This is a genomic window from Nonomuraea sp. NPDC049684, from assembly GCF_044465345.1.
GTDB lineage: Bacteria > Actinomycetota > Actinomycetes > Streptosporangiales > Streptosporangiaceae > Nonomuraea.
Window position 1 is genome coordinate 867361 of sequence record NZ_JBITLO010000001.1, and the last position, 19979, is coordinate 887339.

A 19979-nucleotide genomic window follows, 5' to 3' on the forward strand; every position below is an offset into this window, starting at 1 on the left:
GCCGTGACCCTCCACCGCCGATACCGGCTCCCGGCGGACAGGACGACCGTCGCCGGCCTCGCCGTCCTGGCCGTCCTGGTGGCGGTGGCGATCCTCGCGCCGGTCGTGGCGCCGCACGACCCGCTCGCCGTCGACTTCTCCGCCGCGCTGAGCGGCCCGAGCGCCGATCACCTGCTCGGGGCCGACCAGTCCGGCCGCGACGTCCTGTCCCGCCTGATCTTCGGCGCGCGGGCGGGGCTGCTCGGCCCGCTCCTGGTGGTGACCCTGTCGACGGTGGCGGGCACCCTGCTCGGCGTCCTCGCCGCCTGGACCGGCGGGGTCGCCGACGCGGTCCTGTCGCGCGCGATGGACTTCGTCTTCGCCTTCCCCGCGCTGCTGCTGGCGATCAGCCTGGTGGCCATGTTCGGGCCCGGCCTGACCGCGCCCGTCGTGGCGATGAGCATCGCGTACACCCCCTACGTCGGACGGCTGGCGCGCGGCGTCGCCCTGCGGGAGATGTCGCGTCCCTACATCCACGCCTACCGGGTGCAGGGCTGGTCCGGCTGGGTCATCTGCCTGAAACACCTGGTCCCGAACGTCGTGCCGCTGATCCTCGCGCAGTCGGCGATCAACTTCGGCTACGCGCTCATGGACCTCGCGGCGCTCTCCTTCCTCGGGTTCGGCACGCAGCCGCCCGTCCCGGACTGGGGCGCCATGATCAACGAGGGCGCGTCCGCGCTGCTCCAGGGCGCCATGCTGCCCGCGCTGGTCCCCGGCGCCGCCGTCGTGGTCACGGTGGTCGCCTTCAGCATCGTCGGCGAGGGCATCGCCGACCGCGTCTCCGGGAGGGAGCGCTGATGCTCCGGATCGACGACCTGACCGTACGGCCGGCGCCCGGCCAGGCCGCACGGCCCATCCTGGACGCGGTGTCGCTGCGCGTCGCCCAGGGCGAGGCCGTCGGGCTCGTCGGCGAGTCCGGGTCGGGCAAGTCCGTCACCTGCCGGGCCGTGCTCGGCCTGCTGCCCGCGCGGGCCGCCGTGAGCGGGCGCGTCCTGGTCGACGGCCAGGACGTGCTGTCGCAGAACGCCGCGGGGCTGCGTGTCCTGCGCCGCCGCCGAGTGGCGATGATCTTCCAGGATCCGCGGGCGTCGATCAATCCCGTCCGGCGGATCGGCGACTTCGTCACCGAGGGGCTGCGGGCGGGCGGCCTGCCGTACCGGCGGGCCCTCGATCGCGCGGAGGGGCTGCTGGAGGCGGTGGGCATCGAGGACCCGCGCGGCGCGCTGCGCCGCCACCCGCACGAGTTCTCCGGCGGGATGCTGCAACGGGTGATGATCGCCGGGGCGCTCGCCGCCGAGCCCGACCTGCTGCTCGCCGACGAACCGACGACCGCCCTGGACGTCACCACGCAGGCCGAGGTCATCGCGATCCTGTCGCATCTGCGAAGCACGCGCGGGATGGGCATGCTGTTCGTCACCCACGACCTGGAGCTGGCCGCGGCCATCTGCGACCGCATCTACGTGATGTACGCGGGCCGCATCGTCGAGGAGCAGGCCACCGGCGAGCTCTTCGCCCGGCCCCGCCACCCGTACACGGCCGGGCTGCTGGCGGCCACGCCCCGGCTGGAGTCGCCCGAGCCCCCGCGCGGCGTGCCGGGCAGGCCCCTGTCGCTCGCCGAGTCGCCGGACGGGTGCGCGTTCGCGGCCCGCTGCCACCTGGCCGTCGAGCGGTGCCGGGAGCGGCGGCCCGAGCTGGAGACCCTGGAGCACGCCCAGGTGGCGTGCCTGAGAGCGGGAGAGCCGGTCCATGACTGAGAACGTGCTGGAGGTCGAGGGGCTGCGCAAGGCGTTCGGCGGAAAGACCGCCGTGGACGGCGTCTCCTTCTCGCTGCGGGCGGGCGGCTCGCTCGCCGTCGTGGGCGAGTCGGGATCGGGCAAGACGACGACCGCGCGCATGCTCGTCGGCCTGGAGATCCCCGACGCGGGACGGATCGGCGTCGAGGGCCGCGACCGCTCGCGCGTCCCGAGGGGGCGCCGGGCCAGGCTGGCACGGGCGCGGGAGATCCAGATGGTCTTCCAGGACCCCTACCTCTCCCTGGATCCGCGCGTCAGCGTCAGCGAATGCGTGGAGGAGTCGCTGCGGCTGCATTTCGCCATGGACCGGCAGGCCCGCCGAGCCCGCCGCGACGAGCTGCTGGAACGCGTCGGGCTCGGCGAGCGCGAGGCGGCCGCGCTGCCCAGGCGGCTGTCCGGCGGGCAGCGCCAGCGGGTCGCCATCGCCCGCGCGCTCGCCACCGAGCCGAAGGTGCTCATCCTGGACGAGGCCACCTCTGCGCTCGACGTGTCCATCCAGGCGCAGATCCTCGACCTGCTGACGCGGATCCGCCGCGACCTCGACATCGCCTACCTGTTCATCACCCACGACCTGGCCCTGGTACGGCACGCGGCCGACGACATCGTCGTGCTGTACCGCGGCAGGGTCGTCGAGGCCGGGCCGACCGAGCAGGTCCTGGCCGCCCCCCGGCACCCCTACACCCGCCTGCTGCTGCACTCCGTGCCGCGGCCCGGCTGGGACCCCGTACAGATCGCCGCCGACCGGCGCGCCCTTCAGGAGTTCATGTGAGCGACCTCGCGCACCTGCCCGCCACGCAGGCCCTGGAACTGTTCAGGACCCGGGCCCTGTCGCCCGTCGAGCTCATGACCGCGGTCGTCGAGCGGGCCGAGGCCGTCGAGCCCCGGGTCAACGCGCTCAGCGAGACGATGTTCGAGGAGGCGCTCGACCAGGCCAGGAAGGCCGAGCACGCCTACCTCCACGGGTCGCCGCGGCCGCTCGAAGGGCTGCCGGTCGCCACCAAGGACGAGCAGCCGATCGCGGGAAGGCGGGCCAGCGACGGCTCCCTGGCCCATGCCGGCCGCGTCGCCGACGCCACCCATCCGGTCGTGGAGCGCGTCGTCGCCGCCGGCGGGATCGTCCACGCCCGCACCACCACGCCGGAGTTCTGCTGCGCCGCCTTCACCCACTCCCGGCTGTGGGGCGTCACCCGCAACCCCTGGAACCTGGACTACTCGCCCGGCGGCTCCTCCGGCGGCTCGGGCGCGGCCCTGGCGTCGGGGACCGCGACGCTCGCCACGGGCTCCGACATCGGCGGCTCGATCCGCCTGCCCGCCGCGGCCACCGGCACGGTCGGGTACAAGCCCCCGTACGGGCGGGTGCCCGCGATGCCCCCGTACAACCTGGACCACTACTGCCATGACGGGCCGATGGCCCGCACCGTCGCCGACTGCGCGCTCCTGCAGAACGTCATCGTCGGGCCGCACCCGGCCGACGTCGTCTCCATCCGCCCGGCCGTGTACGTCCCCGAGCGCCTCGGCGACGTCGCGGGGCTGCGCATCGCGTACTCGCCCGACCTGGGGAACTGGGAGATCGAGCCGGACGTCGCGGCCAACACCCGCACGGTCGCCGACGCGCTGGCCGCCGCCGGGGCCGTCGTGGAGCAGGTGGAGGTGCCGCTGCGCCGCGCCGACGTCATGCGCGCGGCCTTCATCCACTTCGGCGCCATCTTCGGCCCCATGGTCGCCGGCGTGGCCGACGAGCACCGCGACCAGCTCACGCCCTACGCCCTCGCCTTCGCCGAGGACGCCCGCGCCGCGCTGGCCCGGGACGGCTTCCTGGCCGGGCTGGAGCTGGAGGGCCGCATCTACGCCGTGATCGGCGACCTGCTCGACCGGTACGACGCGCTGATCTGCCCCACCGCCGGCGCCGCCGCCCTGCCCGCGGGCGAGGACTACGTGCACACCGGGCTGACGGTCAACGGCGTCCAGCTCGACCACTACCTGGAGTATTCGCTGACGACCGTGTTCAACGTCGCCAGCCGCTGCCCGGTGCTCAATGTCCCGTCCGGCCTGTCGTCGTACGGCGTGCCGACCGGGGTGCAGATCGTCGGCCGCAGCTACGACGACGCGACCGTCTTCCACATCGGCGCCGCCGTCGAACGCGTCCTGCCGTGGCCCACCCGCCCGCAGCTCTGAGGAGAGTTCCATGACTTCTGCCGACATCCTGTTCGTCAACGGCCGGGTGCGTCCCATGGCCGGCGCTCCGAGCCGTGCGGTGGCCGTGCGCGAGGGGCTGATCCTGGCCCTCGGCGACGACGAGGAGATCCGCGACCTCGCGGGCCCGCGGACCGAGGTCGTCGACCTGGCCGGACGGACCCTGCTCCCCGGGTTCCAGGACGCCCACGTGCACCCGGTGCTGGCCGGGCTCACCATGACCCGGTGCGACCTGCACGAGGCGGGCGACGCCGCCGACGCCCTCGCCGCGGTCCGCGCGTACGCCGCGGCCAATCCCGAGGCGCGCTGGATCTCCGGCGGCGGATGGTCGATGGAATGGTTCCCCGGCGGCACGCCGAGCCGGATCGCCCTCGACGAGATCGTCCCCGACCGGCCGGTCTACCTCACCAACAGGGACGGGCACGGCGCGTGGGTCAACACCGAGGCCCTGCGGCTGTGCGGCGTCCACGACGGCACCCCCGACCCGAACGACGGGCGCATCGAGCGCGAACCGGACGGAACCCCCCAGGGAACCCTGCACGAGGGCGCCGCCTCCCTGGTGGGCAGGCACGTGCCGGAACCCACGGACGAGGACCTGCTCCGCGGCCTCCAGGCGGGCCAGCGACGCCTGCACCAGGCCGGAGTGACGGCCTGGCAGGACGCGATGGTCAGCCCGGAGGTCCAGCGCGCCTACGCGGCCGCCGCCGAAGCCTTGCTGCTCACCGGGCGCGTGGTCGGCGCCCTGTGGTGGGACCGGGACCGGGGCGAGGAGCAGATCCCCGAACTGCTGGCCCGCCGTACCACCACCGGGCGGTTCAGGGCCACCAGCGTGAAGATCATGCAGGACGGCGTGGCGGAGAACTACACCGCCGCCATGACCTCCCCCTACCTGGACGGCTGCGGATGCCGGACCGGCAACAGCGGCATCAGCTTCGTCGCCCCCGAGGACCTGCGCGCCCACGTCACCCGGCTGGACGCCGTCGGGGTCCAGGTCCACGTGCACGCGGTCGGCGACCGGGCCGCCCGGGAGGCACTGGACGCGTTCGATGCGGCGCTCAAGGTCAACGGGCGCAAGGGCAACCGGCATCACATCGCCCACCTGCAGGTGGTCCATCCCGACGACGTGCCGCGCTTCGCGGCCCTGGAGGTCACCGCCAACATCCAGCCGTTGTGGGCGGCCCACGAGCCGCAGATGGACCAGCTGACCATTCCCTTCCTCGGCGACCGGCGCGCCGCCTGGCAGTACCCCTTCGGCGACCTCCTGCGCTCGGGCGCCGCCCTGGCCGCGGGCAGCGACTGGCCGGTCAGCAGCCCGGATCCGTTCCTCGGCATCCACGTCGCCGTCAACCGGATGCTGCCCGACGGATCGGGACAGCCGTTCCTGCCCGCGCAGCGCCTCACGGTGGCGGCGGCCCTGTCGGCGTACACGATCGGCACCGCCCGGATCAACCACCTCGACACCCGGACGGGAACCATCGAGCCGGGCAAGCTCGCCGACCTCATCGTCACCGACGCCGACCCGTTCGCCGTCTCCCCCGGCGACCTGGGCGGCATCACCGTCCTGGCCACCTACGTGGAGGGACGACGGGTGCACACGCACCCGTCCTTCTGACCCCTCGCCGCCGGGCGGAACCGGCCTGTGCCCCGTCATCGGAGGCCGACGCCCGGTCCGGTGCCGTTCCTAGGGAGGGGTCACTTGTCCGGGGTGTCGCCCTCGGCGGCGTTGGGCAGTCCTTCGAGCTCGCGTACGCGCTCGATCATCTCCCTGATCGCGGTCAGGCTCTTCGGCGAGAGGCCGGCCGCCCGCAGCGCGATGCCCCGTACGGAGGCGTCGCGCATGGCGGCGAGCAGCGACAGCTCGGCGTCGATGCGCTCGGCGGCCTCGTCGTCGAAGAAGTAGGCGGGCGGGACGCCGAAGAACCCCGCGAGCGCTTCGAGGTGGCGTTTGGTGGGGTTGTCGCGCAGCCCCTTGCGGAGCTGCCAGATGTACGTGCCCGAGATGGTGGGCCCGCCCGCCGCCCGCAGCGCGTCGGCGACGTCCTCGAAACTGTATTCGCCGCCCTCTCGCGGGTGGACCGTGCGGAACAGGTGGTCCAGCTTGGCCGCCAGAGTACGGCGTCCATCGGATGGGGTGTCGGGCATGCTTCCTCTGCCGGATGGACGCAGGCGGCTGGGTGGAGAAGGGGATGCTGCCGCCAGCATACCAGAGGAATTAACTTCAGTTGACGACCGAATGGCGTTCCGTTAACGACAGTCTACGCGGGCTCCAGCGCCCGGCCGTGGTGCAGCGTCTCGGCGTACGAGAACACGTACCCCCGGCCCACCTCGACCGGCGCCAGTTGGGCGAGGTCGGCGTCCGGCACGTCGGGGAAGCGCAGCTCGGCGCGTCCCGTCCAGACGTCCGAGAACTCCACGTCGCTCACCTGCGAGGTCACCAGCCGCGTCACCGGCTCCTCCCCCGGCAGCCAGGCCGGGAACAGCCGCGTGTGCACCAGCGGGACGGTGTGCAGGCGGGGCGGCCCCTCGGCGCGGCCCTCGATGGTCACGGCCGCCTCGGCGACGCGCCTGCCGCCCGCCGACAGCGCGGCGTCGAAGCGGCCTCCGGGCGCGAGCCTCGGTCCCGCCCTGCCGACCCGGGCCGGCCTGATCTGGTGCACCTGCCCGAACTGCTTGGGCATGCCCTGGATCCAGCCGCGCACCAGCGGCACCGGCTCGTCGACCCAGGCGTACGGGCAGCGGGCCAGCGGGCGGCCGCGGTACTCGCAGGCGAGCAGGATCAGGAACTCGGTGAACCGGCAGCGGGCGGGGTCGGCCAGCTCGGCGCCGTCGGCGGAGCACCACTGCCACTCGGCGAACACCGCGGCGGCCGCTCCCGGATCGGGGCCGAGGGTGAGCTCCGGCGGCAGGAAACGGGCCGCGGCCTCGGGGTCCACGCGGTAGTCGGCCATGATGACGTCGCCCGAGAAGTGCCAGGGCGGCGGCGTGACCATCGCCGCCCGGCCCGAGGGCGAGAGCGGAAGCGTGTACCCGTGCGGGGGCCGGGCGAGCGGGGGCTCGGTGGGTGGGGGCTCGGTGGGTGGGGGCTCGGTGGGCGGGGGCTCGGTGGGCGGGGGCTCGGTGGGTGGCGGCTCGGTGGGTGGCGGCTCGGGTGCGGTGTGCGGGAGGGCGGTCATCGGGCGGGTCCTCTTCTGTGAGGGGATCGGTTTCGGATCATCTGGGGGCCGGTTCTCAGGTTTCCGGGGGGATCGCGTTCCAGGCCGCGGCCAGCCGTTTCGCGGCGGCGGCGAGCTGGTCGGGGGTGTTGAGGCCGTACGCGAGCCGTACGGCGCCCGCCGTTCCCCTCCCCCGGGACGCCGTCGAGCCGGAGGCGGAGGTGAAGCGGGAGCCGGCGGCGACCAGGACGCCCGCGCGGCGGGCGGCGGCGAGCAGGCCGGCTTCCGGGCGGTCGGCGCGCACCCACACGAACAGGCCGCCGGCGGGCCGGTCGAGGGCGAAGCCGCCGTCCAGCCGCGCCGTGAAGGCGTCCACCAGGGCGTCGCGCCGTTCGCGCAGGCGTTCGCGCAGCCAGAGCAGGTGGCGGTCGTAGTGGCCCCGCTCCAGGAGGGTGGCCACGGCGAGGGAGGTGGTGTGGTTCGGGCAGCCGCCGCTCTGCAACACGCCATGGACGGCCAGCCGGTCGGCCATGGCGGGCTCGGCCGTCAGCCAGCCCAGGCGCAGCCCGGGCGCCAGCGACTTGGAGAAGGTGCCCAGTCTGATCACGCCCTGGTGCCCGTCCAGGCAGGCCAGGGCGGGCGGTCCGGCGCCGCCGTCGAGGCGCAGGTCGGCGTAGGCGTCGTCCTCGACGATCGTCGTCGCGTGGCGGCGGGCGACGGCCAGCAGCTCGCGGCGGCGGGCGAGCGGCACCACCCGGCCGGTCGGGTTGTGGAAGGTGGGGTTGAGGTAGACGAAGGCCGGACGGGTGCGGGTCAGGGCCGCGTCGAGGGCCTGCGGATCCATGCCGGAGGCGTCCCCGGGCACGCCGTACGTGCGCAGGCCGCAGTCGGTGAGGATGAGCCTGCCCAGGTCGTAGCAGGAGTCCTCGACGAGCACCGCGTCACCCGGCCGGGCCAGGGTGGTGGCGAGCAGGTGAAGCGCCTGCGAGGTGCCCGCGGTGATCAGCACGCCGTCCGGCCCGCAAGATCCCCCGGCCCCGGACGAACCGCCGGGCCCCGGGTTGTCGCCGAGCCCCGAAGAGCCGACGGTTGCGGCAGAACCGCTCCCCCCAGAGGAACCGCCCTGCTCGGGGAAGCGGCCAGGTGCGGGGAAGCCGCCAGGTGCCGAGAAGCCGCCGGGCTCGGGGAAGCCGCCAGGTGCAGAGGAACCGCGAGGTGCGTAGCTACCGCGAGGCTCCGGGGCACCGCATGCGCGGCGGGCGAGCGTTGTGCGGAGGGCCAGGGCGCCGCGGTCGTCGCCGTACGCGAGGGCGGCCGCGCCGTAGGTGGCCATGGCCTCGGCGTACGCCTCCGCCAGCAGGTCCACGGGCAGCAGGCCGGGGCCGAGGTAACCGGGCCCGAGGTCGGTCGTGCCGGGCGGCACGACCGACTGCACGACGCCCGCCTCCCACCGCAGCCCGTGCGACCCCGGCCCGGCCCGGCCACCCGCCGGAGACGCGACGGCCGCGACGTCCGCGCCCGCCCGCGAGGCACCGGAACCAGCCGTGCGCACCAGCCAGGCGGCGGGGCCTCCGACCGCGTGCGCCGACGCGGGGCCGCCGACTGCGGATCCCGAGGCCGGGCCGCCGACCGAATGTGCCGGGGCGGGGGTGCCGGGTGGGCGGGGGCCGGGGGTGGTGGGGGTGGGGGTCATCGGGGGGACAGGACGAGGCGGAGGGCTCGGGCGGCTTCGCTGAGTGAGGCGGCCGGACGGGCGAGCGCCACCCGGAGCATGTGGTCGCCCTCGGACGGGTCGGCCCAGTGGAACTTCTGGCAGGGCAGCATGTAGACGTTGTGCTCGCGCAGCGCCGACCACACCTCCAGCGCCGAGCGCCGCCCGAGGCGGACCCGTTCGACGCTGGCCCGGCTGCCGGGGTCGGGGAAGTCCACGTCCGGCAGGCCGGCGAGTGACCGCCGCACCAGCGCGCGGTTGCCGGCGATGAAGCGGTGCAGGTCGGGCAGGCCGCCGTCGGCGGCGTCCTCGGCGAAGCGCTGCACCAGCGCCAGCACGAGCGGGGACGCGCCGAGCAGGATGTCGGAGTAGACCTTGGCGACGGGCAGCCCGGGCTCGGCCGAGGTCACCAGCCAGCCGATCTTCAGCTCCAGCGTGGGCCACAGCTTGCCGGTGTCCTCGATGACGATCCAGCGGCAGCCGCTGTCCTCCAGCACCCGGTAGTGGTCGTAGTGGGCCCGCGGGTCGAAGCCGCGGAACGAGGTGTCCAGCGTCAGGACGACGTCGTGCTCGGCGCACTGGGCGGCCAGGGCGCGCAGCCGCTCCTCCGGCAGCACGCGCCCGGTGGGGTTGTTGGGCGTGGTGACGAAGACGCAGCTCACCGCGTCGAGCAGGGCTCGGGGCAGGTCGCCGCCGTGCAGGACGTCCTCCTCCAGGGGCAGCAGGTTCAGGCCCACGCCGCGCAGGATGTCGGGGATGTTGTCGAACGTCGGGTGGATCAGCGCGACCGCCTCGCCCTTCTGGGCCAGGGCCCTGGCGAAGATCTCCATGGCGACCGAGGAGGAGTAGCAGGCGAACACGCGGCCGTCGCCGACCGGGTGGCTGTGCTGGCCGAGCAGGCCCAGGTAGGCGCGGCAGGCGTCCAGTTCCACCTCCTCGGGGGCCCGCGCCGCGGCCTTGGCGAACAGGTTGGGCAGGTCGTCGATGATCCGCGCCTGGCTCGCGGTGAGCGCCTGCCGGGCGTGCCCGTCGGCGAGGTTCAGCGGGCTGTTCAGCGCCAGACATTCGAATTCGGTGAGATTGATCGTCTGGAGTTCCTGCATCACTTTCACCTCACGTGCGTTTTGGAGTGGAATACCCGGACGCAAAATAAGTCGCGCAATTCGTTTCCGTCAATGCATGGCGGACGACTCCGCCGACGAGCTGTGTGTTTTCCGGACGAGTCAATTCCGTTGTGTCTTCATGGGCCCGATGAGAGGCTGCGACCAGCGGTTACACCTCCACACAATCGCTGGAAGGGGTCTTCGTGGATACCGTCGCAACCATTGTTCCACCGCTCGCGGAAACGCCGCAGAAAAGGGCCGTGATCGGCCTGTCCGTGGTCGCCGTCGCCGTTCTGGCGGTTTTCCTGGCGTTCTCCGGCGGCCCCGGCTACTACGTCGACGAGCTGTATTTCCGGGTCGCCGGCGAGCATCTCGCGTGGGGGTACGTCGATCAGCCGCTCCTCGTCCCCCTGCTGGCGCGGCTGCAGATCGCGCTGTTCGGCGACTCGCTGACCGCGATCCGGGTCGTGCCGGCGCTGCTGACCGCCGGGTCGGTGCTGGTCGCCGGGCTGATCGCGGGCGAGCTCGGCGCGGGACGCCGGCTCCAGGTGCTGACCGCGTGCGTCTGCGCCGCCGGTCTGGCCACGCTCGCCGCCGGCCACGTGCTGCACCCCACGGCCGTCGACCACCTGGTGTGGGTCACGGCGTGCTGGCTGGTGATCCGGATCCTGCGGACCGGCGACGAGCGGCTGTGGCTCGCCGTGGGCGCGGTCGTCGGCGTGGGGCTGCTGGCCAAGTACCTGGTCGTGCTGCTGGTCGTGGCCCTCGCGGCGGGGGTGCTCGTCGCCGGGCCGAGGCGCGTGCTGGGGAGCCGATGGCTCCTGGGCGGCGCCGGGGTGGCGCTGCTGATCGCCTCGCCCGGACTCCTCTGGCAGGCCGCGCACGGCTGGCCGCAGTTCACGATGGCCGGTGAGATGTCGGCCGGGCCGGCGGGCGCCGTCAACTTCCTGGTGGGCCAGGTGCTCATGATCGGGCCCTTCCTGACCCCGGTCTGGGTGATCGGGCTGGTGGCCCTGCTCCGGCGGGCCGAGTGGCGGCCCTACCGGCTGATCGCGGCGGCCTACCTCGTCGTGGCGCCGCTGCTGATGCTGCTCGGGGCCGAGCCCCGCTACACCGAGGGGCTGCTGACCGTGCTGCTGGCGGCCGGCTGCGTGCGGGCGGCGACGCTCGGCCGCCGCCTGTGGCTGGGCGCGGCGGCGGTGCTCAACGGCGTGCTCGCCGCGCTCATGGTGCTGCCCGTCCTGCCCGTCGTGACGTACGCCGGGAACCCGGTGCTGGCCGTGCTCGGCGAGGAGCAGTTCGGGGAGACCGGCTGGCCGGACCTGGCCGCGCAGGTGTCGGCCGTCCATCGCGCGCTGCCGGCGGACGAGCGGCGCCGGGCCGTCGTGTACGCCCAGAACTACGGCGAGGCCGGCGCGCTGGCCCGGTACGGCGGCGCGTACGGGCTGCCCGCGCCCTACAGCGCCCACAACTCCTACGCCGACTTCGGGCGTCCGGCCGACGGGGCGGACGTGGTCGTCGCGGTCGGGGTGGAGCGGGCGTCGTTCTCGGCGCTGTTCGGCCGGTGCGAGGCGCGCGGGCGGCTGGCCTTCGCCGTCCCGCACTTCGAGGAGGGCAAGGAGGTGCTGGTGTGCCGGGGGCCGCGGCTGCCGTGGGCGGCGATGTGGGAGCGGTTGCGCTGGACGGGCACCTTCTGAGCCGCTCATGACGGCTCGGTCCCCGTACGCCAGGACGAGTAGGCGCGCAGGCCGTACAGCAGGGGTACGGCCGGCGCGCACCGCTCGATGCCGTACACCTCGCCGAAGACCACGACGTGGTCGCCGGCCTCGACGGTCCTGGCCACCCGGCAGTCGGCGACGGAGTGGGACTGCTCCACCAGGTGCGGCCCGCCGTAGGCGGGGCGGGCGGACCAGCGGACCCGGTCGAAGCGGTCGTCGGCGCCGGAGGCGAACAGTTCGGCGGTGTCGCGGGCGCGGGCGTGCAGCAGGTTCACGGTGAACTGCGCCGTCTTGAGCATGGCGTGCAGCGTGGGGCTGAGGCTGCGGGCGCACACCAGCAGCGTCGGCGGGTCGAGGGTGACGCTGCACACCGACGAGCAGGTCATACCGCGCGGGCGGCCGTCGGGGCCGGTCACGGTCACGACGGCGACGCCGCTCGGGAAGGTGGACATCAGCGACCGGAAGCGGTCGGGATCGACCGTCGGCGTCATGGGCAGGGCCTCCACCAGGGGGAGATCCGTCATCGCAAGCCTCCGTTCTGTGCGACGGGTACCGGGGCCGTCCCGCGCGGCCGCGGCGGCCGCTGGAGCAGGGCGTAGGACGGGCCGGTCGCCGCCGTGGTCACCAGCGCCATGACGGCGAGCGCGAGGAACATGGCCGGGGTGAGGATCCCGGCCTCGTGGCCGATCTGCAGCACGACCAGCTCGGTCAGGCCCCGGGTGTTGAGCAGCACGCCCAGGCGCAGCGCCGTCCCACGCGGCTCGCCGCCCAGGCGGGCCCCCGCGTACGCGCCGCCGACCTTGCCCGCCGTGCCGAGCAGCGTGACCAGGACGATCGCGGTCCACGGGGCCGCCGCGAACGGCTCGGCGAACACGGTGAAGCCGGTGACCACGAAGAACACCGGGACGAGCAGCCGTCCGGCGGCCGAGACGAGCCGCACGGGCCGCTCCCAGGGATCCTCGCCGCCGCCCGGCGCCGCGGACGCGGCGGCCGCGGGCGTCCGGGAGGGGGCCGGGGCCGCGAGGGGCAGGGCGAGGGCGGCGAGGGCCGCGGCCAGGATCTCGGTCAGCCCCCAGGAGCGCATCGCCGCCGCGGCGGCCAGCGCCCAGACGGCGAGGAGCAGCGCCGCGGCCCGCGGGCCGCGCGCCGGCAGGCGCAGCAGCGGGACCGTGCCGAGCACCCGCCGTACCGCGAGCGCTCCGGCCAGGGCGGCGGCGGTGACGCCGGTGAGCACGGCCACGTTCCCGAGGCCGCCGCTCGCCAGGCTCACCGCCAGCGCGACCAGCAGCCACGCGACCGCGTCGGTGACCGTGGCGACCGTCATCGACAGCACGCCCGGCCGGGTGCCGACCAGGCCGCGTTCGGTCAGGATCCGCGCCAGGACGGGGACGGCGGTGACCGACAGCGCCACGGCCAGGAAGACGACCAGCGCGGGAGCGGGGGCCGTGCCGCGCAGGCCCGGTTCGTCCCCGGCCAGCGCCCACGCGGCCACGCCGGCCCCGGCCAGCATCGGGACGGCGAGCGCGCCCGCCGCGGTCCAGCCCACGGCCCGGCCGCGCACGAGCGGCGCGGCACGGCGCAGCTCGTGGAGCACGCCGACCAGGTAGAGCACCAGACCGGCGTGCCCGCACCAGCTCAGCCAGTCCAGGGGCAGCGCCCGCGCGGCGCCGGGACCGGCCACGGCCACCGCCAGCGGGCCCGCCGCCATCCCGAGCGCCACCTCGCCGATCACGGCCGGCTGGCGCAGCGCCCCGGCCAGCAGCCGCCCGGCCCAGGCGAGGAGGAGGACCGCCGCGAGCACGACGCCGAACAGGGCGGCCCGCGCCGGTTCCTCGGCCGCAATCATCGTGTCCGGCTCGGCTCGGGTCGCCGTCCGGGCAGCGCGTCGCCGTTGAGCGCGGCGATGTACTCGTACTGGCTGGGCAGTCCGGCGACCAGCGTCTCGGCCTGCCGGCGGACGAGCCCCAGCTCGCGCTCCGCGCGCCCGTGGTCGAAGTACCGCAGGGCGGGCGGGGCCTGCACCGGGACGCCGCCGAGCCCGAGCAGCATGGCGATGTAGGAGTAGGACTCGAAGCCGTGGTAGTGCGGGAAGACCGTCTCGTTGTCGGGCAGGCGCGCCTGCCACAGCTCCAGGCGCTCGGCCAGCCCGTCGGGGACGGGCCGGGTGGCCGCGTCCTTCCAGTAGTCGTTGTCGGAGCGGGCGGCGGCGTGGTAGTGCAGCGCGAGGAACTCGCGGACGCCGTCCATGACGTTGGCGACCTGCCGGTTGTAGGACTCGCGCAGCCGCTCGTCCCAGCGCTCGCCGGGGAAGTGCTTGACCAGTTGCTCGATGGCGTTCTGGATGAAGAACAGCCCGGTCGACTCCAGGGGCTCGACGAAGCCGCTGGACAGGCCGACGGCCACGCAGTTGTTCACCCAGGAGCGCTCGCTGCGGCCGATCCGCATGCGGATGTGGTTGGCCTCCAGCTCGTCCGCCTCGGGGCCGACGAACTCGCGCAGGGTGCGCTCGGCCTCCTCGGGGGTGCAGTAGTCGCCGGCGTAGACGTAGCCGGTGCCGATGCGGCCGTACAGGGGGATGGTCCAGATCCAGCCGGCGTCCATGGCGGTGGCGGTGGTGCAGGGACGCAGGCCGCGCGCGGCCATGTCCGCGGGCACGCGCAGCGCCACCGCCCGGTCGTTGGGCAGGCTCTCCTGGTAGGAGACGAACGGGACGGACAGCGCCTTGTTCAGCAGCATGCCGCGGAAGCCGGTGCAGTCGATGAACAGGTCGCCGGCCAGCTCGCCGTGCTCCTTGGTGAGGACGTGGTCGATCCAGCCGCGCTCGTCCAGGCGGACGTCCACGACGTCGTCCAGGACGTGCCGGACGCCGCGTTCGGTGCCGAACCGGGTGAGGTAGGAGGCCAGCAGCGCGGCGTCGAAGTGGTAGGCGTAGGGGAACTGGGTGTTCTGCTCGGTCAGGGTGGTGCGGTAGGCGCGCTCGTCGGGGTTCTCGCTGAAGTCCTGCTCGAACAGCTCGCCCGACAGGTAGCGGGGCGAGCGCTTGGCCTCGCACAGCCAGCTGATGACGAAGCAGTCGCGGTCGAAGCTGCCGCCGGGGCGGGCGTCGAGCCACCAGTCGGTGAGCGGGAAGCCGTCCACGACGCGCAGGCGCTCGAACGGGTGGTAGAAGTGGTGGCCGGGGGCGCGCCAGTTCTCGAAGCGGATCCCCAGCTTGTACGTGGCGTGACACTCGGGCATCCACTCCCGCTCGTCCAGCCCGAGATAGTCGAAGAAGTGGCGGATCGTGCTGAACGTGGCCTCTCCCACGCCGATGGTCGCGATGTTCTTCGATTCCACCAGAGTGACGGCGATTCGGTCGCCGAATGCCGCGCGGAGATATGCGGCGGTCATCCAGCCCGAGGTGCCGCCGCCCACGATGACGACGTTCTTTACCATTCTTGAGCCCTTGTCCATGCGTCGGGAAACGCGCGTCGGAAGAACCGGGAATAGGACGGGGCAGTGCTCCGGCCGCCCTATTTCGAGCGTGCCGGACGGCCCCGGACGTTTTCCAGCTCATTGACGCCGGAGCTAAACAGGGCGGTCAGACGGGCGGTGGTGGGGTGGCGCGGGCGGCCGGGCAAGCGCCCCTGTGCAGGGCGTTCACGGCCGCCCACAGGCCGTCATCAACTGGCGTAGATGACAAATTCTTGATCCACCAACACCAGTTGACTTCCCAACTGCCGCCGAGTTAGCTTGAGCAAAACTGGGGGCTCCCACCACGGACGCCCTCATCGCCCGGGCCGCCCTGATCCACGCGGCCACCGCGTCGTGCGCATTTTTCCCCGCGCCGCGGCGTGATCGACGAACCCGCAAAATGCGAAATGGGAGCCGCGGTGCTGCGGATTCATTTCACGGTCGAAGACCTGGCACGCCTGCGCATGGCGGCGACCCTCGGCCCGGTGACGGAGAGCGTGTTCGCCCTCGACCTGTTCGCCAGGAGCGGCGGCGCCGTCCACGGCGAATGGCGCAGGGACGTGCGCGAGCGCATGAACGGCGCGGCCGGCCAGGTGGATCGGCTGGCCCGCCAGCGCCGGCCGCTCGGCGAGCTGCTCGGACTGCTCGACCGCTCCCCCGGCGAATCCGGCTTCCGTGCCGGGGACGCCGCGGACCCGTGGGCGACCGCCACCGTGCTGGCGTTCTGCCGGGCGGCGGTGCTGCCGTACTGGGGGCGGGTGCGCGCCTACCTGGAGCTGGAACGGGAGACGTTCGGCCGCATCACGATCACCAACGGCGTCGAATGCCTGCTGGACACCCTGCACCCGAAGCTGGTCTGGAACCCGCCGGTCCTGGAGGTCCCGCACGACGAGGACCGCGACGTGTACCTCGACGGCAACGGCCTGCTGCTCAGCCCCTCGTTCTTCCTCCAGGTCAGGCACTGCCTGTTCCTGGACAGGGAGCACGAGACGGGACTGCCCGCGCTGGTGGTCTCGGTCCCCTGGACGCCGGCCGTGCTGTCGGACCTGGTGGCCGAACCGACGGCCGACGACGAGGCCCTCGGCGCGCTCGTCGGGCACACCCGGGCGGCGGCCATGCAGGCGCTCATGGACAGCTGCACCACCGGCGCGCTGTCCGAGCGCCTCGGCATCTCCCTGGCCGGCGCCAGCAAGCACGCCACCGTGCTGCGCAAGGCCGGGCTCATCACCACCGCCCGCAACCGCAACACGGCCCTGCACACGCTGACGTCGCTGGGCATGGCGCTGCTGCGCGGCGGCGGCCACCTCATCTCACAACGCAACTGACCTTCCCTGGAGGACGAACCATGAGCACGAACCCCTTCGAGGACCCCGACGGCGTGTACCTGGTGCTCGTCAACGACGAGGGACAGCACTCGCTGTGGCCGGCCTTCGTGGACGTGCCCGCCGGATGGGCGGTCGCGCTGCCCGAGACCGACCGGGAGCGCGCGCTCGGCTACATCGAGGAGAACTGGACCGACATGCGGCCCAAGAGCCTCATCGCGGCGATGGAGGAGTGAGCCGTGCTGATCATCGAGGGCGGCGGCGAGCCCGTCCAGGAGCGGATCAGGGCCGGGCAGCGGGCGCTGCGCGAGAGCCTGACCAGCCACGGGGCGCTGCTGTTCCGCGGCTTCGAGGTGGGCGGCGTCGAGGGGTTCGACGCCGCCGTGCGCGCGTTCTCCGGGACGCCGCTGGCCTACACCGAACGGTCCTCGCCGCGCAGCGTGATCAAGGGCAACGTCTACACCTCGACCGACTACCCGCCCGAGGAGGAGATCTTCCTCCACAACGAGAACTCCTACCAGGCCGTCTGGCCCATGGTGCTGTTCTTCCACTGCCTGCGGCCGCCGCAGTCGCAGGGGGCCACGCCGCTGGCCTCCACGCGGGAGGTGCACGACACCATCGACCCGGCGGTGCGCGAGGAGTTCGAGCGGCGCGGCTGGATGGTCCGGCGCACCTACGACGACGAGCTCGGCATGCCGTGGTCGGAGGCGTTCGGCACCACCGACCGGGACGAGGTCACCGCGTACTGCGAGCGCAACGGCGTACGGGCGACCTGGCTCGGCGACGGGCGGCTGCGCACCGAGGCCGTACGCGCGGCGGTGCACCGGCATCCGGTGACCGGCGAGCCGGTCTGGTTCAACCACGCCACGTTCTTCCACGTCACGACGCTGCCCGAGGCCGTGCGCGAGGGGCTGCTGGAGATGTGCGGGGAGGAGGGGCTGCCGAGCAACACCTACTACGGCGACGGCGGCGCCATCCCCGACGAGGTCACCGACCACCTGCGCAAGTGCTACCGGGCGGCCTCGCGCCGCTTCGACTACGCGGCCGACGACCTGCTCGTCATCGACAACATGCTCACCTCGCACGGGCGCGAGCCGTACACGGGGCCGCGGAGGATCGCGGTCGCCATGGCCGAGCCGTCGCGGGCGTAGCTCGGCGGTGCCTCAGCCGTCCCGGTCCTCGTTCCCGGCCCGCGCCCCCGGCTCGTCGCCGGGGTCGCGGGCCGGGGCGGTTGCGCGCAGGCGCCGGTTCGTCGTGCCGAGCACGGCCAGCAGCAGCAGGTCCGCGACCAGCCCCGGCACCGCCGAGAACTGGTTCACGATGAACGCGAACACCTGCCCGAACAGGATGTCGACCAGGAGCGCGAGGTAGAGCGCCTGGAAGGCGGCCGGCCGGTTCCACCGTAACCGGGCCGCGCCCCACAGGCTGAGCAGCACCGTCACCGCCGCGGACGCCGCCAGGCCGATCACCGCCCCCCACTCCCGTTCCTGGCCGAGGGAGTCGTAGGAGCTCTCCAGGGCCAGGCCGACCAGGGGCAGCGGGGCCCGTACGACGAGGCAGGCCACCGCGAGCACCACCACGACCGGCCGCCGGCACAGCCGCTCCAGCCAGGCCAGGGCGGCGCGCACGGCGGGAAGGCGCGGCGGCTCGCTGGAGGGCACCATGCCGAGCAGCCGGACCGCGGCCGCGTCGAGCGGGTCGCCGGAGTCCTGGACCAGGCGGATCGCGCCGCGCCGCTGCTCGACCGTCAGCCCGGAGGTGACGCCGACGAGGGCGGCGTGCAGCGCGTTGGCGGTCCGCTCGGCGCAGGTGTAGCCGGTGCGGCCCTTCAGCCACTGGGCCAGCACGACGAGGGCGGCGAAGACCAGGTAGATGATGCCGGCGGCGGGCCGGTAGAAGTAGTCGTTGCGCTCGGTGACGAACTTGCCGACCTCGTCGAGGAACGTGCCGAAACCGGCGCCGCCGAGCAGCGCGCCCCAGGTCCTGGCCCGCTCGCCGAGGAAGGCGAGGGTGAGGCCGAGCCCGGCCGCCATCAGCAGGCCGCCCCACAGGACGTGCGCGATGTGCAGGTCGCCGCCGCCGAGCTTCGGGTATCCCGTGCTCGCCAGCCAGGTCCTGATCAGCAGCACCGCGCTGATCCCCGCGATGGCGAACACCTGCAGATGAGCCGCCGCACTGGTGATCCTTGCCAGTCGTGATCGGCGCACCGGGTCCTCCTCCGCTGTCAATGACGTCGTGGGAAGCGCCGACCAGGAGCCGGGTCGTCGGCGAATTTCACTTGCGCGGCGCTTCCGCCCGGGGATCGACACCGGCGCGGGACGCTCGCTGACACCTTTTCGACGCTAGCACACCGGCTTCGTGACTGCCCTGTTTAGCTTGAGGCTCAAACACATTGAGCACCGGCCCCCCGGCGACCGAACCTTGACCGGACGGGTGTCGCCGAGGAAGGGAGCGAGTTGTGTCGACTTTCGAACTGCGGAAAGACGAGGCGACGGCGATCACGGAGCTGGCGGACGAGCTCGCCCGGCAGCATCCGGGGGTCGAGTCCGCGCAATTCCAGAAAATCGGCCGGGTTTATGCCGACGAGCTGCCGAGACGCCTCCGCGCGGAGTTGCACGATTTCCGGCTGGCCGAGCCGTCGGGCCTGCTGGTGATCTCCGGGCTGCCGGTGGACGACGCCGCGCTCGGCCCCACTCCGAAGGACTGGAAATCACGTCCAGAACCGTCGCCGACACTGTCGCTGGACATCGCGTTCTACCTGGTCATGAGCCTGTTGGGGGAGCCGATCGGCTGGGTCACGCAGCAGGACGGGCGTATCATGCACGACGTTTTCCCGATGCCCGGCTTCGAACGCGAGCAAATCGGCTGGAGCAGCGCCGAAACGCTGGTCTGGCACACCGAGGACGCCTTCCACCCGCTCCGCACGGATTATCTCGGGCTGTTCTGCCTGCGTAATCCCGACAAGGTGGAGACGACCTTCGCCGAGGTCGGTTCGATACATCTCGACGAGGCCACGGAAGCCTTGCTCCGGGAGCACCGATTTCTCATTCTCCCGGACGACTCGCACCGCCCGGAGAATCGCGCCCCGGATCGCGACGACGACCCGAGGGTGGCCGACCTGAAACGCCGCAGTTATCGCCAGGTCGAAAGGGCGCTGACCGATCCGGAGCCGATGCCGGTGCTTTTCGGCGCCCCGGACGACCCGTATCTCTGCGTCGATCCGCACTATATGCAAGGAATACAGGGAGAGGACGAGGAGAAAGCGCTCGCCGTCCTCGCCGCGACCGTGGACGCGGCCATGACCGGGATCGTGCTCGAACCCGGCGACATCTGCGTCATCGACAACTACAAGGCCGTGCACGGGCGCAAGCCCTTCCGCGCCCGCTTCGACGGGACGGACCGGTGGCTGCGCCGGCTGAACGTGGCCAGGGATCTTCGCAAGTCGCGCGAGTTCCGGCTGGACGCGCGGTCCCGCGTCATCTACTGAGGCTAGGA

At 73.2% G+C, this 19979-nt stretch carries 18 protein-coding genes; 10 read left to right on the plus strand and 8 right to left on the minus strand.

The genetic code is table 11. The features are described from left to right. Positions 1-3 precede the first annotated feature (3 nt). From ACIBST_RS03860 to ACIBST_RS03880, 5 genes are read left to right on the plus strand one after another with little or no spacing between them, the layout of a single operon-like run. Entirely contained in the window at positions 4-837 is an 834-nt protein-coding gene (locus ACIBST_RS03860) for an ABC transporter permease (RefSeq protein WP_397169423.1), read from the plus strand. After that, on the plus strand, positions 837-1793 hold the full coding sequence (locus ACIBST_RS03865) for an ABC transporter ATP-binding protein (RefSeq protein ID WP_397168844.1): 957 nt from the start codon (positions 837-839) through the stop codon (positions 1791-1793). Before ACIBST_RS03860 ends, ACIBST_RS03865 begins: the two co-directional genes overlap by 1 nt. Next, positions 1786-2601: an ABC transporter ATP-binding protein gene (locus ACIBST_RS03870; RefSeq protein ID WP_397168845.1), complete on the plus strand. Its 816-nt coding sequence runs from the start codon at positions 1786-1788 to the stop codon at positions 2599-2601. Before ACIBST_RS03865 ends, ACIBST_RS03870 begins: the two co-directional genes overlap by 8 nt. Further along, positions 2598-4007 (plus strand): amidase, encoded by a 1410-nt coding sequence (locus ACIBST_RS03875; protein WP_397168847.1) that lies wholly within the window; start codon positions 2598-2600, stop codon positions 4005-4007. Before ACIBST_RS03870 ends, ACIBST_RS03875 begins: the two co-directional genes overlap by 4 nt. 10 nt (positions 4008-4017) lie before the next feature. Next, a complete protein-coding gene (locus tag ACIBST_RS03880) occupies positions 4018-5637 on the plus strand; it encodes an amidohydrolase (protein WP_397168849.1) in 1620 nt (539 codons plus the stop codon). Positions 5638-5717: 80 nt separating this feature from the next. Here ACIBST_RS03880 and ACIBST_RS03885 read toward each other — a convergent pair whose 3' ends face one another. From ACIBST_RS03885 to mppP, 4 genes are all read right to left on the minus strand, one after another. Beyond that, positions 5718-6167 carry a helix-turn-helix domain-containing protein gene (locus ACIBST_RS03885; protein WP_397168851.1) on the minus strand — a complete coding sequence of 150 codons (450 nt, stop codon included), beginning with the start codon at positions 6165-6167 and terminating at the stop codon, positions 5718-5720. A 113-nt stretch (positions 6168-6280) separates the two neighbouring features. After that, complete coding sequence (gene mppR, locus ACIBST_RS03890) at positions 6281-7198, minus strand: enduracididine biosynthesis enzyme MppR (protein ID WP_397168853.1); 918 nt, start codon at positions 7196-7198, stop codon at positions 6281-6283. Between the two features lie 55 nt (positions 7199-7253). Further along, positions 7254-8870, minus strand: a complete 1617-nt coding sequence (locus ACIBST_RS03895) for an aminotransferase class I/II-fold pyridoxal phosphate-dependent enzyme (RefSeq protein WP_397168854.1) — start codon at positions 8868-8870, stop codon at positions 7254-7256. Continuing rightward, the gene (gene mppP, locus ACIBST_RS03900; RefSeq protein ID WP_397168856.1) at positions 8867-9991 is read right to left on the minus strand and encodes an enduracididine biosynthesis enzyme MppP; all 1125 of its coding nucleotides are present in this window, start codon (positions 9989-9991) and stop codon (positions 8867-8869) included. The genes ACIBST_RS03895 and mppP overlap by 4 nt, the downstream gene beginning before the upstream one ends. Before the next feature lie 260 nt (positions 9992-10251). Here mppP and ACIBST_RS03905 point away from each other — a divergent pair, with 260 nt between their 5' ends. Then, on the plus strand, positions 10252-11688 hold the full coding sequence (locus ACIBST_RS03905) for a glycosyltransferase family 39 protein (RefSeq protein WP_397168857.1): 1437 nt from the start codon (positions 10252-10254) through the stop codon (positions 11686-11688). Between the two features lie 5 nt (positions 11689-11693). Here the strand turns inward: ACIBST_RS03905 and ACIBST_RS03910 are convergent, their stop codons facing one another. From ACIBST_RS03910 to ACIBST_RS03920, 3 genes are read right to left on the minus strand one after another with little or no spacing between them, the layout of a single operon-like run. Continuing rightward, the gene (locus ACIBST_RS03910; protein ID WP_397168859.1) at positions 11694-12233 is read right to left on the minus strand and encodes a flavin reductase family protein; all 540 of its coding nucleotides are present in this window, start codon (positions 12231-12233) and stop codon (positions 11694-11696) included. Continuing rightward, the gene (locus ACIBST_RS03915) at positions 12230-13555 is read right to left on the minus strand and encodes a cation:proton antiporter (protein ID WP_397168860.1); all 1326 of its coding nucleotides are present in this window, start codon (positions 13553-13555) and stop codon (positions 12230-12232) included. The genes ACIBST_RS03910 and ACIBST_RS03915 overlap by 4 nt, the downstream gene beginning before the upstream one ends. Beyond that, complete coding sequence (locus tag ACIBST_RS03920) at positions 13552-15144, minus strand: tryptophan halogenase family protein (protein ID WP_397168862.1); 1593 nt, start codon at positions 15142-15144, stop codon at positions 13552-13554. The genes ACIBST_RS03915 and ACIBST_RS03920 overlap by 4 nt, the downstream gene beginning before the upstream one ends. 437 nt (positions 15145-15581) lie before the next feature. On the opposite strand from ACIBST_RS03920, the gene ACIBST_RS03925 reads away from it, so the two are divergent. Genes ACIBST_RS03925 through ACIBST_RS03935 form a run of 3 tightly spaced genes read left to right on the plus strand, consistent with a single transcriptional unit; the run spans position 15582 to position 17635 of the window. After that, on the plus strand, positions 15582-16487 hold the full coding sequence (locus ACIBST_RS03925) for an ArsR/SmtB family transcription factor (protein WP_397168864.1): 906 nt from the start codon (positions 15582-15584) through the stop codon (positions 16485-16487). A 20-nt stretch (positions 16488-16507) separates the two neighbouring features. Further along, positions 16508-16720 (plus strand): MbtH family protein, encoded by a 213-nt coding sequence (locus ACIBST_RS03930; RefSeq protein WP_397168866.1) that lies wholly within the window; start codon positions 16508-16510, stop codon positions 16718-16720. Positions 16721-16723: 3 nt separating this feature from the next. Continuing rightward, positions 16724-17635 (plus strand): TauD/TfdA family dioxygenase, encoded by a 912-nt coding sequence (locus ACIBST_RS03935; protein ID WP_397168867.1) that lies wholly within the window; start codon positions 16724-16726, stop codon positions 17633-17635. A 12-nt stretch (positions 17636-17647) separates the two neighbouring features. On the opposite strand, the gene ACIBST_RS03940 is transcribed toward ACIBST_RS03935, so the two are convergent. Beyond that, positions 17648-18691 (minus strand): hypothetical protein, encoded by a 1044-nt coding sequence (locus ACIBST_RS03940; RefSeq protein ID WP_397168869.1) that lies wholly within the window; start codon positions 18689-18691, stop codon positions 17648-17650. A 251-nt stretch (positions 18692-18942) separates the two neighbouring features. Between ACIBST_RS03940 and gntD the strand changes: the two genes are divergently transcribed. Further along, complete coding sequence (gene gntD / locus ACIBST_RS03945) at positions 18943-19971, plus strand: guanitoxin biosynthesis L-enduracididine beta-hydroxylase GntD (protein ID WP_397168871.1); 1029 nt, start codon at positions 18943-18945, stop codon at positions 19969-19971. Positions 19972-19979 lie beyond the last annotated feature (8 nt).